Genomic DNA, 15,403 nt, shown 5'->3' on the forward strand with positions numbered 1-15,403 from the left:
TTGCGTTAGTGCTGCCGATCCTTGCCGGCGAGGATGCGCTCCACGGCCTGCTGGGTCATCGGGTGGTAGCCGCTTTTCGCCTTGGCATAGGTTTGCTTGGCGAAGGCAAGGCCTTCCGGCGTGCGGGCGAAGGCGCGGTAGACGGGCGTGGTGAGGTACAGGCGCCCGATGCGCGTCATGTGTTCGGCAGCGGCCGTCCACACGTCCTTGTCGCCGGCGGCAATGGCGTGCGCGTACCAGCGCATGCCGATCTCGGCGTTGGGCGTGCCGGTGAGGTGCCATGCGGCGTCGATTTCCTTGATCTTCGCCAGCGGGGTCACGTCGGGCAGGCGGTCGAGGAAATACATCCATTCCTGCGTGTTCCAGCCCTTCGCGTCGAGTTTGTCGGCGGCGAGCTTGCCGGACAGGAAGTCGGTGCGTTCGCGGTCGATGGCATCGAAGCGCGGCGACGACGGCAGCGGGGCGTCCTTCGGAATGCCGGGCTGCCAGATCCAGGCGCGGGCTTCGGCTTCGCTCATCTTGCCCGGATACTTGTCGAGCAGGTTGGCCTTCATGTACGCGAACATCGTGTCGGTATCGATGCTCTGGAAGGCGAAGTGCGCGAAATAGCCCTTCAGGTAGGCGTCGAAGGTCTCACGCCCGAAGCGCTGTTCCAACGTGCGCAGGAACCATGACCCCTTGTCGTAGGCGACGCTGGAAAGCGCGTCGTCCGCGCCGATGCCCCGCGGGTCGGGCGTGAGCTTCTGCACGTTCTCGGGCATGTGGCCGATGCTCTTCTGCAGGGCTCGGGCCGAAAGCAGGGCTTCTTCGTCGGCAAGCGCCTTGCCGTACACGGCCTCGGTGATGCGGCCCTGCACGTAGGTGGTGAAGCCCTCGTTCAACCAGATGTCGCGCCATGCGGCGCTCGTCACCAGGTTGCCCGACCACGAATGCGCCAGCTCGTGCGACACCAGGGAGACCAGGCTCTTGTCCCCGACCAGCACCGTCGGCGTGGCGAAGGTCATGTTCGGGTTTTCCATGCCGCCGAAGGGGAATGACGGCGGCAGCACCAGGATGTCGTAGCGGCCCCAGGCATAGGGCCCGTAAAGCTTCTCGGTGGTGGCGATTAGTTTTTCGGTGTCTTCGAATTCGTGTGCGGCCTTCCCGACGATACTGGGTTCGGCATACACCGCGCTGCGCGGGCCCGTTTCCTTCACCGCGATGTCGCCCGCCGCGATGGCGAGGAGATAGGACGGAATCGGGTGCGGCTGGTCGAAGGAGAAGTTGCCGTCCAGTGGGTGCTTCGCGTCGTTGATGGCGCTCATGACCACGCGTACATCCTTCGGCGCGGTGATGTGCGCGTCGTAGGTGAAGCGGATGGCGGGGGAATCCTGCAGCGGCACCCAGGAGCGCGCGTGGATGGATTCCGACTGCGAAAACATGAAGGGCTGCTTCTTGTCGGCAGTCTGCTCCGGCGTGAGCCATTGCAGGCCGGACGCTTCGGGCACCGTCGCGTAGTTGATCCGTACTGCCGCGGGATGCGTCGGCGCGGCGATGGTCAGCTTCGAACCCAACTCCTTGTCGCGCGGGGCCAGCGCGAACTTGAGCGGCGTGCCCTTGCCGGACGCATCGACCGCCTCGACCCCGGCGATTTTCAGGTCGCGCGTGTCGAGCACGAGATTCTTCGCCTTCGCGTCCTTCCAGTCGAGCTTCAGCGTCGCGTTGCCGGCCAGCTCGCGCTTGCCGAAGTCGAGCTTGAGATCGAGGTCCAGATGGGTGACGCGCACGGCGTCCGGCTGGGCGTAGGAATGCGGGTCGGCGGCGAGGGCCACGACGGGGAACGCCATGGTGAGGGCTAGGACGGGAAGCAGACGCATCGCTGGGATCATCCGGTTGAGGAAGACCCCCAGTATGCCACCGCGCCGACGCGCAGGCCTCGGAGGCTTACAACTTGTAGGCGCGGTGGATGGCCACGATGCCGTTGCTCAGGTTGCGCACTTCCACGTGCCCGAAGCCCGCGCCCAGCATCATCCCCTTCAGCGTCTCCTGGTCCGGGTGCTTGCGGATGGATTCGGCGAGGTACTGGTAGCTGTCGGCATCGTTGGCGAACAGGCGGCCGAGGCGCGGCAGGATCTTGAACGAATGCACGTCGTAGAGCTTCGACAGCACGGGGCTTTGCACCTTCGAGAATTCCAGCACGAGCGCGCGGCCGCCGGGCTTCAGGATGCGATGCATGTCCGCGAGCGCCTTGTCCTTGTCCGTGACGTTGCGCAGGCCGAAGGCGATGGTGACGGCGTCGAAACTGTTGTCCGGGAAGGGCAGGGCTTCTGCGTTCATCTGCGCCCAGCGCAAGCCGGAAACGAGCCCGCGGTCCGTGAGGCGGTCGCGCCCCACGCCCAGCATGGCCGCGTTGATGTCACCGACCACCACTTCGCCCTCGTCGCCCACTACCGGCTTCAGCAGGGCGGCGATGTCGCCCGTGCCGCCGGCCAGGTCGAGGACGCGATCGCCACGGCGAACGCCGCTGACGGCCACGAAATGACGCTTCCACAACCGATGGATGCCGAACGACATGAGGTCGTTCATCAGGTCGTAGTTGCGAGCCACCGACGTGAACACCTGGCCGACCAGCTTCTGCTTGTCGGCCACCGGAACGTCGCGGAAGCCGAAATGCGTGATTTTCTCGTTGTCCATGCGGGGATGGTACTCGCGTTGGGTCTGTGGTGTCGGGCGGAGGCGTGCCTGCAGGGGATCAGTGGTGCCTGTCGTGCCTTTCGCGTTCGTTGGCCACGTGTCGGTCGTGTAGCGACTCGCCGGCGGAGCCATCGTCCGGATCGACCGGCGGCCTTGCATCGAGGTCGCGGTCGTTGTCGCCGCCGGGCGTGATCTTGAGGATCGAATGGCGCACTTCGCGAGCGAGGATCACGCGTGCGTCCCGAACCATGTCTTCCAGTGTCTCGCTGAAATCCAGCTTGCCGTCGGGGTCGGTCCACACGACTTTCGCTTCGCGCAGCTTCTGGATGAAGCCGCGGAAAAGCGCCTTGTCGAAGAACTCCGGTGCCGACAGTTCGTTGAGCAGGCTCAAGCGCTGCGCCGTGAGCGTGCACGCCGTTTCCAGTTCGCCGGCGCTCATCGTGTGCGGACCGTTCTTCACCAGCGCCGCGATGGCGATGTAGTAGCGCTCGAAGGCTTGCAGCATGCTGCGCGCGATCACCCTCAGCTGGTACGCACCGTCGTCCTGCCCGGGGCCGCGCTCGAGCACCCGGCCCTCGCCGCTGGCTTCGAGGATACCGCGGCGGACGAAGAACTCGATGGTTTCCTGCACCTGCGCGGCGAAGCCGTCTTCGTCCCATGGCAGGAACAGCTCGCCCCGGATGAACGGATAGATGATGCGGCCCAGACGCATCACCGAGGATCGCGACATGCGCCGGTTGTTGAGGAAGCAGGCGGCCACCCAGGCCGCCGCGGCGTTCAGGTGCAGCACGTTGTTACGGAAATAGGAGAGCAGCACGGCTTGTTCGCCCTCGGCGACCAGCACGTCGCCAAGGGGGTGGCGCACGCGCCGGATCCAGCCCATCTGCTCGCCGTAGGCCACGATGCCCTGCGGGTTCATCGGGGTGAGGGTGACCCGGTCGGAATAAGGCAGTTCCTGCAACAGGGCCTTGCTGAGTTCGAGCTGGGCGAGAAGGTCGTTCTCGGCCATGGCGTGCTTGGGTGTGGCCAGCAGTGCGAGCGCGAGCAGGTTGATCGGGTTCACGTCTGCCGCGCGGTTGATATTCACCTGGATGCGTTCGGCCAGATCGTCCACCACGCTGCTCATCCATTCCGGCTTCACGTCGGGGTCGGCGGTTGTCGCACGCCAATCGGGTGCCGCTTCGTCGAGCAGGGGGGTGAGCAGGATGGGTTCGCCGAAGTTGAGCGTGACGTGGCCATAGCGCTGGCGCAGCACCTTGAGCCCGCGCAGGAGTCCGAGCAGGGATTCCTTTTCCTTGGGTTTGCCGGAGAGTTCGCCGATGTACGACTTGCCTTCCATCAGCTTTTCGTAGCCGATGTACACGGGCTGGAACAGCACGGGACGGCGCGGCGCGCGCAGGAAGGCGCGCACGGTCATCGCCAGCATGCCGGCGCGCGGCGCCAGCAGCCGGCCGGTGCGCGACCGGCCGCCCTCGATGAAGTATTCCAGCGGCACGCCGCGATCCACGAGCTGCGCGAGGTATTCGTTGAACACGACGGAATACAGCGCATTGCCCTTGAAGCTGCGGCGCAGGAAGAAGGCGCCGCCCCGGCGGAGGATCGGGCCCACCACGGGGAGGTTCAGGTTCACGCCCGCCGCGATATGCGGCGGCACCACGCCGGAATGGTGCAACTGGTACGACAGCAGCAGGTAGTCCGTGTGGCTGCGGTGGCAGGGTACGTACACCACTTCATGCCCGGGCGCCGCCGCGCGGGCCTTGTCGAAGTGGTGCATGGCGATACCGTCGTAGAGCTTGTTCCAGAAATTCGACAACAGGAACGACGTGGACCGCACGACCGGATGCGAATAGTCCGCGGCGATCTCCAGCGCGAAATCGCGCGCGCGCCGCTGCGCTTTCGCAAGGGTGATGTTCTCCTTGCTCGCCGTGGCGGCGATGGCGTCGCGCACCGGCTGTGTGTTCAGCACGGCGTCTACCACGGTGCGGCGATGCGAGAGGTCGGGGCCGATCACCGCGGCGCGGATGCGGCGGAAGTGCGTGCGCAGGACGCGTGCGATCTTCCGCGTGAGGCGCTCCGGCGTGAGGTTGCGCGATTCCGCGAGCACGCTGCGCAGCGACACCGGCGCCGAGAAGTGCACGACGGTGTCGCGCCCGTTGAGCAGCAGGGCGAGCATGCGCCGGAAGCGGCCCACGACCAGCCAGTTCTCCGCGAACAGCACGCTGAACCAGCCGCTTTCGCGATTGGGTGCGCGGCCGACGTAGATCGACACCGGCACGATCTGGATGTCGCGCGACGGATCGTCCTCGATGGCGCGGATGAGCTGGCCGATGGGCTCGCGCGGACCACGCGCGTCGGTTCGGCCGAACAGCCAGCCATGGCGGCGGCTCAGGGAAAATACCGAGCGCCGGCGGCGGCCCGGCAGGTCGAGCAACTGCATCGGGCTGGGCAGGCCCGCCTCGCGGCAGGCGCGCTCCAGGATCAGCGCGTCGGAGGTGCCGTCGCGCTCGATGGCATAGCAGACGGCCGCACCGCTGCCGAGGAGGCCAGCGGGTTCGGCGGGATCGCGCTTGATGCGCACCCAGGGTTCGAGCATGCGACCCAGCAGCTTGAACCACCAGGGCGAACGGGCGACGTGGACGTGCGGATCCGCACTCATCTGCATTTCGGACATCCCGGGATTGTAAGGCTTCAGCGGCCCTTGGCGTCCGCGACCGGTGCGCCCGACATCGGCGAGCCCGGCGCGGACGCGGTGCCCGACGGCGCAGGCACGCTGGAGGCGGGCGCCGGGGGCGCCAGCCTGGCATGTTCGTCCCGTACGCGCTGGAGCAGATCGCTGTCATACCAGCGCCCGTCCAGCAGGACCAGGGTCGCGTCGGTCTGGATGGGCTTGTCCAGCAACGTGTAGGTGATCTTCACGTGGGCCGATCCGTCGCTGCTCTCGATCGTGTCGATGCTCACGGAGTCGAAGCTCTTGTCGACGGAGAGCCCGTAAACGTCGAGCAGTCGCTTGAAACCGAGCCATGCCGTGGACCAGGTGGCCATGGATTGCTCGAAATTCATGGCATGCAAGGCTTCCGGCGTGGAGAGCCCCGCTTTTCTGGCGGTGTCCACGACGATGGCGATGGCCTCCTTGGCCTTTGCCTGATCGCCCCAGGGCACCGTCTGGGCCCAGGGGCCGACCACGTTCACCGCTTCGCGCAGCTGCCGCTTCTGCGACAGCGTGAGGTCTTTCGCCTGGTCGATCGCCGTGAGTGCCATCGACTGTCCGATGCCCGCGACGAGCGGCATCTGGTCTTTGTAGTCGCGCTCGAAGCGGACGAGCGTGGGCCGCAATTGCGCGAAGAGCTTCTTTTCCGCATCCGGCTCGGTGAGGCGCTTCACGCCTGCCTCGAACTTCGCCTTGTCGTCCGGCTCCACCGACGTCTGAACGGCGTTGAGGCGCGGCCAGTCGGCCCTGAAGGCGGCGAAATCCGCGGGCGGCAGGGCGTGCTTCCAGAAGAGGTCGAATTTGCCGTCGCGCAACAGCGCCAGCGATTCGCGGGTGGCGTCCTCGGGGGATCCGCCGCCCGGCGTGCCGGGCGCTTCTTTCTGCTTGTTGCAGGCAGCCAGGAGCACGACGAGCAGGACGAGGGCGATACGAAGGATGGAACGATGGCGGCGCATGGGGTTCGGGCGGCGCGATGGGCTTGGGGGAGGTGGAGGATACACGGGCGGGTAGCCCAGGTACCCGAGTTCCGGAGGCCGAAAAAGAAAAACCCCGGAGACGCGAGGTCTCACGGGGTTATCCAGCCCGAAGCCGGAAAGGGAAATGGCCTTGCCTGCATTGCTTTTGGCGCCACAGGTTTCGGCGTGAGAAATGATAGTTGGCTGACATTGCTAAAGCAATATGTCAGCTTATGACATCTAAGTTGTTGATTTATTTCGCGCGAAGCGAATCGATCTTTTTCTGACGCCGTTCCGCGCGCGGCAGGTCGTGGTCATTGTCGAACAACGCGCTTTCCCATGCACCATAGGTCGGGTTGGGCAGCACGAACCAGCGTTCGCCGATCCAACCGGTATACGGCGCCATGGCCTTCTCCCGGCCTTCCGCCGTATTGCCCAACACGTTCGCGAAGTCGCCGATCTGATCGCCGAACTGCATGAGCACGCGGTAATCCTTCGCCACGCGCTGGCGGCGGCAACCTTTCTCGCTGCCCACCTGTTCGCAGCCCTCGACGAACGTGCCGAGGCCGAGGAACGAATCCTTGCCGGCCACGGGGAAGCCGGCCGCGCGCAGGTTGGCGAGCGTGGCGTCATCGAGGTCCTTGGCGCGGTTGGAAATGTAGATCACCGCGATCCCGTGCGCCGCGGCGAACTTCGTGAACGCCAGCGCGCCGGGCAGGGGACGCGCGATGGCCTCCTTGCACCACGCGGCCCAGTCCGCCTCGTTGAACTCGCCCCCGGAGCGGATGAGTCGCGCCTGGTAGGGGGAGTTGTCGAGCACGGTTTCGTCGATGTCGAGGACGATGGCGGGCTTCAGTCCCTTGAGGGATGCATGCGCCGCCCGGTCATCTTTCGGCAGTGCGTCCCAGGTCGGATCGCTCTTCGCCTTGAGGAGTTTCTCCTGCGCATTGCGGTACGTCTGCAGGTAGATGAAGTCGTGCTCGCTGGCGTTCTGCGTCCAGGCAACCGCGTTGAGGTTGTCGTCCGCCGCCGGGCCGGCTGACGCGGGCGCAGCGGCCTCCGGGGCGGGGGCCGGAGCGGGCGCGGCGGGTGGCGTGTGGGCGCAGCCCGCCAGCGAAAGGGCGAGCGCGACGGCGGCCGGAACGAACTTCAGCATGGAAACCCCTTGGATGACGCATCGCGCGCCGAGGGCGGCGATTGTCGGGCGAGTTTACGACACTGTGAAGGCGGGGGCGCGCTTCCCACGCCCCCCTGCGTCCTGACAGACTGCGCGCTCATCCACGACGGGACCGTCCATGGAAGCCGCCAATTCGCGGACACGAGCCGTGCGCATCGCCAGCTACATCGCCGCCGGGCTCGGCCTTTTCCTCGTGCTCTACCTGCGCCTCCTGCCGGCTTTGCTGGCGGGCCTGCTGGTATACGAGGTGGTGGTATCGACCGCGCCCCTCATGGGCCGGCGTCTGTCGGGCGACCGGGCGCGGGTACTGGCCGTGGCGCTGGTCGGGGTGGTCGTGGTGGGGTTGCTCACCCTTCTGGTGCTGGGTGGCATCAGCTTCTTCCGCAACGAGATCGGCAACCCGGAAGACCTCTGGCAGAACCGCCTCATGCCGCTGGTGGAGCGTGCGCGGCAGCAGCTGCCTCCGGCCGTGGTCGACCGCCTGCCGGAGAGCGTGGACGCGCTCCGCATCACCGCCATGGACTGGGCGCGCTCGCATGCGGTGACGCTGCAACTTGCCGGCAAGGAAGCCGCGCGCGTGGTGGTGCACATCATCATCGGTCTGGTGCTTGGTGCCATCGTGGCCCTCAGCCGTGCGCGGCCCACGCACCAGATCGGGCCTTTCGCGGCCGAACTGAGCCTGCGCAGTGCGCGCCTGGCGGACGCGTTCCACAACATCGTGTTCGCGCAGATCAAGATATCGCTGTTCAACACGCTCTTCACCGGTATCTACCTGCTTGCCGTCCTGCCCATGTTCGGCGTGCACCTGCCGCTGACCAAGACACTCATCGTCATCACGTTCGTGGTCGGACTCCTGCCGGTCATCGGCAATCTCCTCTCGAATACGGCGATCACCGTCGTCGGCCTTTCCGTATCGCTATACGTGGGGTTGGGCGCGCTGGCTTTCCTCATCGTCATCCACAAGTTCGAATACTTTCTCAACGCCCGTATCGTCGGCGGACAGATCCGCGCCCGCGCATGGGAACTACTCGTGGCGATGCTGCTGTTCGAGGCCGCGTTCGGCCTGCCCGGATTGGTGGCGGCGCCCATCTTCTACGCCTACCTGAAGGCTGAACTCGAAGCCGAGCGCTTGATCTAGCGTTCATCCATCGCCTGCTGGAATCGCGCCACCCCAAGGAGTCCCGGCATGGTCGGCAAACCGCAGGACACGCGTAACCTTCGTATCGCCACCTACGTGCTGGCGGCGGTCGCCCTGTGGGCGGTGCTCTGGCTCCACCTCATCTCGGCATTGCTGGCTGGACTGCTCGTTTACGAGGTGGTGGAAAGCCTCACGCCGCTCATCCGGCGCATCGCCCCCAACGAGCGTGCACGCCCCATTGCCGTGGCGCTGGTCACGGCCGTCGTGGTGGGTGTGATCATCCTGCTCGTGGTTGCCACGCTGGCCTTTTATCGCCGCGATCTCGGCGACCCGCAGGGTCTCTGGGACGAAAAGCTCCTGCCGCTGCTCACCAAGGCGCACGAACAACTGCCGGCGTGGTTGACCACGAACCTGCCCGACAGCTTCGTCGATTTCCGTGAGCAGGGCATGGCCTGGGCGCACGAGCACGCGGCGGACCTGCGTCTGGTGGGCACCACGGCGGCGCGGGTGTTCGTACACATCGTGATCGGCCTGGTGCTGGGCGCGATCGTGGCGGTATCCCATGGCGCGGGCGGTCGCGCCGCGCGTCCCCTGTCGTTCGAACTGTCGACACGTACGCGGCGCCTTGCGCATGCCTTCCACAACATCATCTTCGCGCAGTTGAAGATCTCGGCCATCAACACCGCCCTGGCGGCGATCTTCCTCCTGGTGGCGCTGCCTTCGTTCGGCGTGCACGTGCCGTTGGCCAAGACCCTGGTGATCGTCACCTTCGTCACCGGCCTGCTGCCGGTCGTGGGCAACCTTGTGTCCAACGTGCTCATCACCATCGCGGGCCTGTCGGTGTCGCTATGGGTCGGCGTGGCCGCGCTGGGTTTCCTCATCGTCGTGCACAAGCTCGAATACTTCCTCAATGCGCGCATCGTCGGCGGGCAGATCCGTGCACGCACGTGGGAGTTGCTCGTGGCCATGCTGGTCCTCGAGGCGGCCTTCGGCCTTGCCGGGCTGGTGGCGGCGCCGATCTATTACGCGTATTTGAAGAGCGAGCTGGAGGCGGAGCGGCTTATCTAGGGACTTCCGCCGCACTGCCTGCGGCGGCCTTCTTTCGGTTATTCGTGGAAGTCCGGGGACGCTGCCCGGATGCAGCGGTTCATTCGCCAAGGCGAATGCGTGTGCCCAGCGGCTGGCGCCGCCGTCGGCTCGGACGGTGAGGCCAGAGCCTTCGGTGTCCACCCTCGCTGCTCAGACAGGTCCTCCGCGTTCGTAGAGGAGGGACCGCTAGTGCGGCCCGTTTATCTATCTGGCCTTCGGCCGCTCACTTGTGCGGAACTCGCCTCGAGGGTGGACACCGAAGACTCTCCCCATGACTGAAGCAAAGTGTCCGGAGAGCGGAACGGCATAGACGGTAGGCACGACCGGCACAGCATCGAATCGCATCGCCTCGCCCTGTAAGCCTTGGTCAGGCCTTTAGCAGCTCCTGACGGTCCCTTGTCGGGGCACCGTGTCACATCTCAAGCAGGCCACCACATCGAACGCCTGCGGCTCTCCCACCATGCGACCGCGCAGCCCGGAAGCCCCCCGGCGAGACGCGCACGAGAAGAACCGAGACCCTTAGCCTCCGGCCAGCATCGCCCGGATGCGCGCCATGTGCGTTTCAGCCGTTTCCTTCTTCACCTCGGCATCCGCCTCAGGGTCCTTGCCATCCCAGTGCAGGTCGTTCTGTGGCAGTTCGGCGAGGAACCGGCTGGGATCGTTGGAAAGGATCTCGCCGTACTTGCGTGATTTCGCCGCGAAGGACAGGGTGAGCATTTCCTTCGCGCGGGTAATGCCCACGTACATCAGGCGCCGTTCCTCGTCGAGCCGGCCTTCATCGATGGCGCCCTCATGGGGAAGCGTGCCGTCCTCGCAGCCCACGATGAAGACGAAGCGGAATTCCAGGCCCTTCGCCGAGTGCAGCGTCATCATGCGCAGCGCGTTGCCGGGATCGTCGCGGTCGGCGTGGCTGAGCAGGGCCAGCTGCGCCGCGATGTCGCCAGTGCGGCCCCCGTCCTTGCCCATGGCCCGGAACCAGTCCATCAGTTCCCGCAGGTTACCCAGGCGCCGCTCACGCAGGGTCTCGTCGGGCGTGGATGCCGCGATATGCGCGCCGTAGCCGGATTTCTCGATGACGGAATTCACCAGGTCCGCCGCGCTTTCGTGCACGGCGTGGCTGCGCAGTTCGTCCATCAGGCGGGCGAACCCGGCCAGGGCCGAGGCGGCTCGCGGAGCGATGGTTTTCAGCGCGGCGTCGCTGCGCGCGGCATCGAGCAGGGACGCATTGCGCGACTGCGCGATCTGCCCCAGTTTTTCGAGCGAGGTGGCGCCGATCTCGCGTTTCGGCACGTTCACCACGCGCAGGAAGGCGGCGTCGTCGGTCGGGTTGGTAAGCAGGCGCAAGTAGCAGAGGACGTCCTTCACTTCCGCGCGGTCGAGGAAGGAGAGCGCGCCGCTCAGGTGATACGGCACACGGGCCAGGCGCAATGCCTTCTCGAGCGCGCGAGCCTGGAAGTTACCGCGATAGAGGATGCAGAAGTCATCCCAGCGAACGCCCTTGTCCTTGTACTTCTCGTGCAGATTGAACGCGATGGCTGCGATCCGCTCGGCTTCATGGTCGCCGTCCTTGCATTCCAGCACGCGGATCGGCGGCCCTTCGAGATGGTCGCTCCAGAGCTTCTTCTCGTGCACGTGCGGGTTATTGGCGATGAGGTGGTTCGCCGCGCGCAGGATGCGCTTCGCGCAGCGATAGTTCTGCTCGAGCTTGATGACGCGCAACTGCGGAAAGTCGCGGCCCAACTGGTCGATGTTCTCCGGATTCGCACCGCGCCAGGCGTAGATGCTCTGGTCGTCGTCGCCCACGCAGGTGAATCGCGCTTTCGGCCCTGCGATGGCTTTCAGCAGGCGGTACTGGGCGTCATTGGTGTCCTGGTATTCGTCGACCAGCAGGTAGCGCAGGCGCTCCTGCCAGATGGCGCGGGCGTCGTCGTCCGTTTCGAGGATGCGCAGGGGCAGGCGGATGAGGTCGTCGAAATCCACGGCGTTGAATGCGGCGAGACGCTGCTGGTAGAGATCGTAGATGGTGGCCGCCTCGATCTCACGCGGGCTGCGCGCGGAAGCCATCGCCTCTTCCGGTGTCATGCCGGCGTTCTTGGCGCGGCCGACGAGATTGCGGATGCCGAGGATCACTTCCGGCTTCACGCCCTTCGGCGACAGCTCCTTGATCATGTTGGCGCTGTCGTCTGCATCGAGCACCGAAAAGCCGCGGCGCAAGCGCGCGCGATCGTGCTCGATCTGGAGGAATTTCAGGCCCAGCGCGTGGAAGGTGCAGACGGTGAGCGCCTTCGCGGCATCGTCGGAAATCAGCCGTCCGACGCGTTCGCGCATTTCCTTCGCCGCCTTGTTGGTGAAGGTGATGGCGGCGATCTTCTCGGCCGCGAGGTGCCGGCGCGAGATGAGGTGCGAGATCTTTTCCGTGATGACGCGGGTCTTGCCGGAGCCGGCACCGGCCAGCACCAGGAGGGGGCCGTCGCAGTATTCGACGGCCGCGTGTTGTTGGGGATTGAGCATGGGATCGACCGGGACGGGCCAGGCCACGGATGGTAGCAGGTGGGCACCGCGAACGCCCCCACCTGGCGGGTGGGGGCATCCCCGGTCGTGCCGCGCTACTTCCCTGGCGGAACCGCCAGTGCCGCTTCCCCGGTGGCGAGCGATATGAACGAGACTTTGCTGTCCAGGCCGTTATACCGGTGGTGGGTCACTCGTATGTCGGCGTTGTCCACGTTCTGCTCGAAGGAGCCGATGTCGACGCGCACGATGTCACGCTTGACGAGAACGGTCGTCCAGTCGTCCTGACGCGACTCGTTGGGCGAGTCGAACACGGTGAAGGTCGATCCCGCCTTCAGGTTGAGCAACGTGGCGGAACTCGCTTCGTCGTTCTCGCAACCCTTGATGGGTGCGTTGCTGTCTTTGAACGAAAAGCGCAGCGGGTCGCCGGTATAGGGGATGGCGCATACCGCGTCCTCTGTCGCATTCTTCCCTTCCCACAGCACGATACCGCCGTGGTTCAACGTGGCCGCGTATTCAAGTGCGTCGCCCTGATGATAGAAGTCGACCGCGATGAAATTGGGTGTCTTTCCGGAGGCTGCGCGGCACTGGTCCTCGACCCGCATCCAGAGGTTGGACAGGTTGTTGTCCGAGCGGGCATGCAGGGTTTGGCTCAGCCCGTGGAACTGGTTCATGACAAAGAGGGGCGGCCACGATTTGCCCCGGAAATCGACATGCTTCGCGTCAAGGGGAATGTAGTCCCATCGGCTACGGCACGACCAGTCATGCTGGAAGATCGTATCGCCCAGGCTCCAATAGTTTTCCACGGTGCCGTCCTGGCCGAACATGAAGGTCGCCTTGCCGCCAGGTACGTTGTAGTCGCCCGCGATGGATGGGCTTCCGGTGAAGATCAGAAGCCGCTGGCCTTTGTCCACGAGCTGAGCGACCGTGGGCCACTCGCGGCTATCCGGCCATTGCGATGGATCGAAGGTCATGCCGGCAAGGCCGCTCACGGCGTTGAGCTCGGCCTGTACCTTGTCCGGCGATACGTAGTCTTCGAGGAACAGTGTGAGGATGGTGTTCGGGTGGTTCCGCAGATGCGGCAAGATGTCCGCATTGAGCACCTCGGCCAAGGTACGAATGCGGGTGTTGATAAGACTCGTGCATGCGGTGTGACAGAGATAGACACGGCCCTCGTGCTCCCACAGGTCGAGCATCAATGCTCCTACACCGTCGTTCAACTGGGTGCGAATGTCGTTGTCCTGGTTGCGGGCGATCGGTGTGCTATAGGCGAACGCGTTGTGCGTGGCCGTCCAGGTCAGCTGGTTGAGCGGTTTGTCCAGCGGAACCGGCAGGGCGGCTTTCTGGGCCTGTGCCAGTAGGGGAAGGGAAAGCGAGAGAGCCGCCACGAGGGGGTAGAGGATGCGTGGACGCATGATGGAATCCTTTCGTTGGGAAAGCGGCAATCAGCACCTTGCTGAGGCAGTCCTGGGGATGGCTACCGCCGCGGGAGCGATCCTGCGATGCCTCGCATGTCATTACTGCGACACCGGGTTGGCGTTAGCCTCGCCGTGGCGCCAGGCCGCTTCCACCAACGGTTCGGCGGGCGGTGCAAGCAGCCGGTAAGGTAGGGGGCGTCGGCAGGAGGAAGGGTGGTCTGTGAGATTTTTCCTCACCCGGGCTCAGAGTCGGCCAAGCCACCCTGCCGGTTTCGTTACCATAGGCGGTCACGACCGGACCAGACCCGCATGGCCAAGCTCTATTTCTATTACTCGGCGATGAACGCCGGCAAGACCACCACCCTGCTGCAAAGCGCGCACAACTACCACGAGCGCGGCATGCGCACGCTCATCCTCACTCCCGCGCTCGACAATCGTTATGGCGAGGGCGTGGTCGCATCGCGGATCGGATTGCAGGCCCGCGCCATGCGTTTTGCGGCGGAGGAAGATATTTTCGCCGTCGTCGAGGCCGATATCGGCAAGCGCGGGCCCCTCCACTGCGTGCTGGTCGACGAGGCCCAGTTCCTGAGCAAGTCCCAGGTCTGGCAACTCACGGATGTGGTGGACCGCCTGGGCATTCCCGTGCTCGCCTATGGCCTGCGCACGGACTTCCGGGGTGAACTGTTCGAGGGAAGCAAGTACCTGCTTGCCTGGGCCGACAATCTTGATGAGATCAAGACCATCTGCCACTCGGGGAAGAAGGCCACCATGGTGGTGCGCGTGGACGAGCACGGCCGCGCGGTCACCCAGGGCCCCCAGGTTGAGATCGGGGGCAACGACCGCTATGTCTCGGTGAGCCGAGCCGAGTTCAAGAGCATCACCGGCGGCGACGGCAGGATCGAGTTGCAACAGCCCGTGCTGCCGCTCGGCGAAAACGATTCGGAAGAAGGAAACCACGCGTGACCGAGACGACGACCAACGCCGCCGAATGGCCGCGCCCTTATTGGAAGCCGAGCGACGAGCAGGCCGTCTTGCTCTTCTTCGTGTTTGGCGCCTTTCCCGAGGACCTGGCCATCCCGGCCGCGCGCTACGGCAGCCCGGGGCTGCCCGAGGGCGTCGAGTTGCAGCGCTTCCAGAATGCGGTGCTGTCGCGCTGGGAGGGTTATCCGTTGTCGGGTGCGCTTGGCGAGCTGTTGCGCGAGGACAACGCCGAGGCCTTCAAGGAGGCCAAGGCCGCGCCGCACGTCGTGGCCATACGCGGCCGCTTTCCCGACCGCGACCGCCTCGACTACCTGCGTGACACGCTGGGCGTGGTCGCGGCGCTGACCGACATCGGCGGCAAGGCTGTGGTCGATCCGCAGATCCTGACGCTTTTCGACGCCGCTGCCTGGCGTGAGCACTACCTGGTACCAGGCGGTGCGCCGCCGCGTCATCACGTGCTCATCCTGTGCAGCCCCGAGGAAACCAAGGGCCGCTCCTGGATACGCACGCGCGGCATGCGCAAGTTCGGCCGCCCCGACATCAGCCTGACGAACGTGCCCGATCGCGAGATCGACCGCGCCGGCGCTCTGTCGGAACGCTTCGTGGAACTTGGCGCACTCGGTGCCCACTTCGATCCGGCCCAGCCGATCGAGGTGGACGGCGTGGCGGGCGGACTCTCGGTCGAACTCTCCGGCGACGAGGAAGACCCGCGTTTCAACAATACGCACGCGGCGATGCGCTGGCCCGACTGACGCG

11 protein-coding genes are annotated in these 15,403 nt (G+C 65.4%); 4 read left to right on the forward strand and 7 right to left on the reverse strand.

Annotated elements, in window-relative coordinates; translation table 11 throughout:
• Positions 1-5: 5 nt before the first annotated feature.
• From FHS47_RS16570 to FHS47_RS16590, 5 genes are all read right to left on the reverse strand, one after another.
• Positions 6-1,856, reverse strand: coding sequence for a M1 family metallopeptidase (locus tag FHS47_RS16570; protein WP_167030650.1), 1,851 nt, complete (start codon positions 1,854-1,856; stop codon positions 6-8).
• A gap of 67 nt (positions 1,857-1,923) precedes the next feature.
• Complete coding sequence (gene ubiE, locus FHS47_RS16575) at positions 1,924-2,673, reverse strand: bifunctional demethylmenaquinone methyltransferase/2-methoxy-6-polyprenyl-1,4-benzoquinol methylase UbiE (protein WP_167030652.1); 750 nt, start codon at positions 2,671-2,673, stop codon at positions 1,924-1,926.
• Between the two features lie 58 nt (positions 2,674-2,731).
• On the reverse strand, positions 2,732-5,329 hold the full coding sequence (gene plsB / locus FHS47_RS16580) for a glycerol-3-phosphate 1-O-acyltransferase PlsB (protein ID WP_167032280.1): 2,598 nt from the start codon (positions 5,327-5,329) through the stop codon (positions 2,732-2,734).
• A 32-nt stretch (positions 5,330-5,361) separates the two neighbouring features.
• Entirely contained in the window at positions 5,362-6,336 is a 975-nt protein-coding gene (locus FHS47_RS16585; protein ID WP_167030655.1) for a hypothetical protein, read from the reverse strand.
• Between the two features lie 253 nt (positions 6,337-6,589).
• Complete coding sequence (locus tag FHS47_RS16590) at positions 6,590-7,492, reverse strand: HAD family acid phosphatase (RefSeq protein ID WP_167030657.1); 903 nt, start codon at positions 7,490-7,492, stop codon at positions 6,590-6,592.
• A gap of 139 nt (positions 7,493-7,631) precedes the next feature.
• On the opposite strand from FHS47_RS16590, the gene FHS47_RS16595 reads away from it, so the two are divergent.
• Positions 7,632-8,651 carry a hypothetical protein gene (locus FHS47_RS16595; RefSeq protein WP_167030660.1) on the forward strand — a complete coding sequence of 340 codons (1,020 nt, stop codon included), beginning with the start codon at positions 7,632-7,634 and terminating at the stop codon, positions 8,649-8,651.
• A 48-nt stretch (positions 8,652-8,699) separates the two neighbouring features.
• The gene (locus FHS47_RS16600; RefSeq protein WP_167030663.1) at positions 8,700-9,719 is read left to right on the forward strand and encodes an AI-2E family transporter; all 1,020 of its coding nucleotides are present in this window, start codon (positions 8,700-8,702) and stop codon (positions 9,717-9,719) included.
• Positions 9,720-10,259: 540 nt separating this feature from the next.
• Here FHS47_RS16600 and FHS47_RS16605 read toward each other — a convergent pair.
• The gene (locus tag FHS47_RS16605; protein ID WP_167030666.1) at positions 10,260-12,251 is read right to left on the reverse strand and encodes a UvrD-helicase domain-containing protein; all 1,992 of its coding nucleotides are present in this window, start codon (positions 12,249-12,251) and stop codon (positions 10,260-10,262) included.
• Positions 12,252-12,346: 95 nt separating this feature from the next.
• Positions 12,347-13,663, reverse strand: a complete 1,317-nt coding sequence (locus FHS47_RS16610) for a hypothetical protein (RefSeq protein WP_167030669.1) — start codon at positions 13,661-13,663, stop codon at positions 12,347-12,349.
• Between the two features lie 312 nt (positions 13,664-13,975).
• Here FHS47_RS16610 and FHS47_RS16615 point away from each other — a divergent pair, with 312 nt between their 5' ends.
• Positions 13,976-14,629, forward strand: a complete 654-nt coding sequence (locus FHS47_RS16615; RefSeq protein ID WP_167030672.1) for a thymidine kinase — start codon at positions 13,976-13,978, stop codon at positions 14,627-14,629.
• Entirely contained in the window at positions 14,626-15,399 is a 774-nt protein-coding gene (locus FHS47_RS16620; RefSeq protein ID WP_167030675.1) for a hypothetical protein, read from the forward strand. Before FHS47_RS16615 ends, FHS47_RS16620 begins: the two co-directional genes overlap by 4 nt.
• The last annotated feature ends 4 nt before the right edge of the window (positions 15,400-15,403 follow it).

This window comes from Luteibacter sp. SG786 (genome assembly GCF_011759605.1).
Classification (GTDB): domain Bacteria; phylum Pseudomonadota; class Gammaproteobacteria; order Xanthomonadales; family Rhodanobacteraceae; genus Luteibacter.

What these genes read in the sequence shown, in the direction of transcription:
- FHS47_RS16570 (WP_167030650.1), bottom strand. Translation starts at nt 1,856, where the DNA reads ATGCGTCTGCTTCCCGTCCTAGCCCTCACCATGGCGTTCCCCGTCGTG.
- ubiE (WP_167030652.1), bottom strand. Translation starts at nt 2,673, where the DNA reads ATGGACAACGAGAAAATCACGCATTTCGGCTTCCGCGACGTTCCGGTG.
- plsB (WP_167032280.1), bottom strand. Translation starts at nt 5,329, where the DNA reads ATGAGTGCGGATCCGCACGTCCACGTCGCCCGTTCGCCCTGGTGGTTC.
- FHS47_RS16585 (WP_167030655.1), bottom strand. Translation starts at nt 6,336, where the DNA reads ATGCGCCGCCATCGTTCCATCCTTCGTATCGCCCTCGTCCTGCTCGTC.
- FHS47_RS16590 (WP_167030657.1), bottom strand. Translation starts at nt 7,492, where the DNA reads ATGCTGAAGTTCGTTCCGGCCGCCGTCGCGCTCGCCCTTTCGCTGGCG.
- FHS47_RS16595 (WP_167030660.1), top strand. Translation starts at nt 7,632, where the DNA reads ATGGAAGCCGCCAATTCGCGGACACGAGCCGTGCGCATCGCCAGCTAC.
- FHS47_RS16600 (WP_167030663.1), top strand. Translation starts at nt 8,700, where the DNA reads ATGGTCGGCAAACCGCAGGACACGCGTAACCTTCGTATCGCCACCTAC.
- FHS47_RS16605 (WP_167030666.1), bottom strand. Translation starts at nt 12,251, where the DNA reads ATGCTCAATCCCCAACAACACGCGGCCGTCGAATACTGCGACGGCCCC.
- FHS47_RS16610 (WP_167030669.1), bottom strand. Translation starts at nt 13,663, where the DNA reads ATGCGTCCACGCATCCTCTACCCCCTCGTGGCGGCTCTCTCGCTTTCC.
- FHS47_RS16615 (WP_167030672.1), top strand. Translation starts at nt 13,976, where the DNA reads ATGGCCAAGCTCTATTTCTATTACTCGGCGATGAACGCCGGCAAGACC.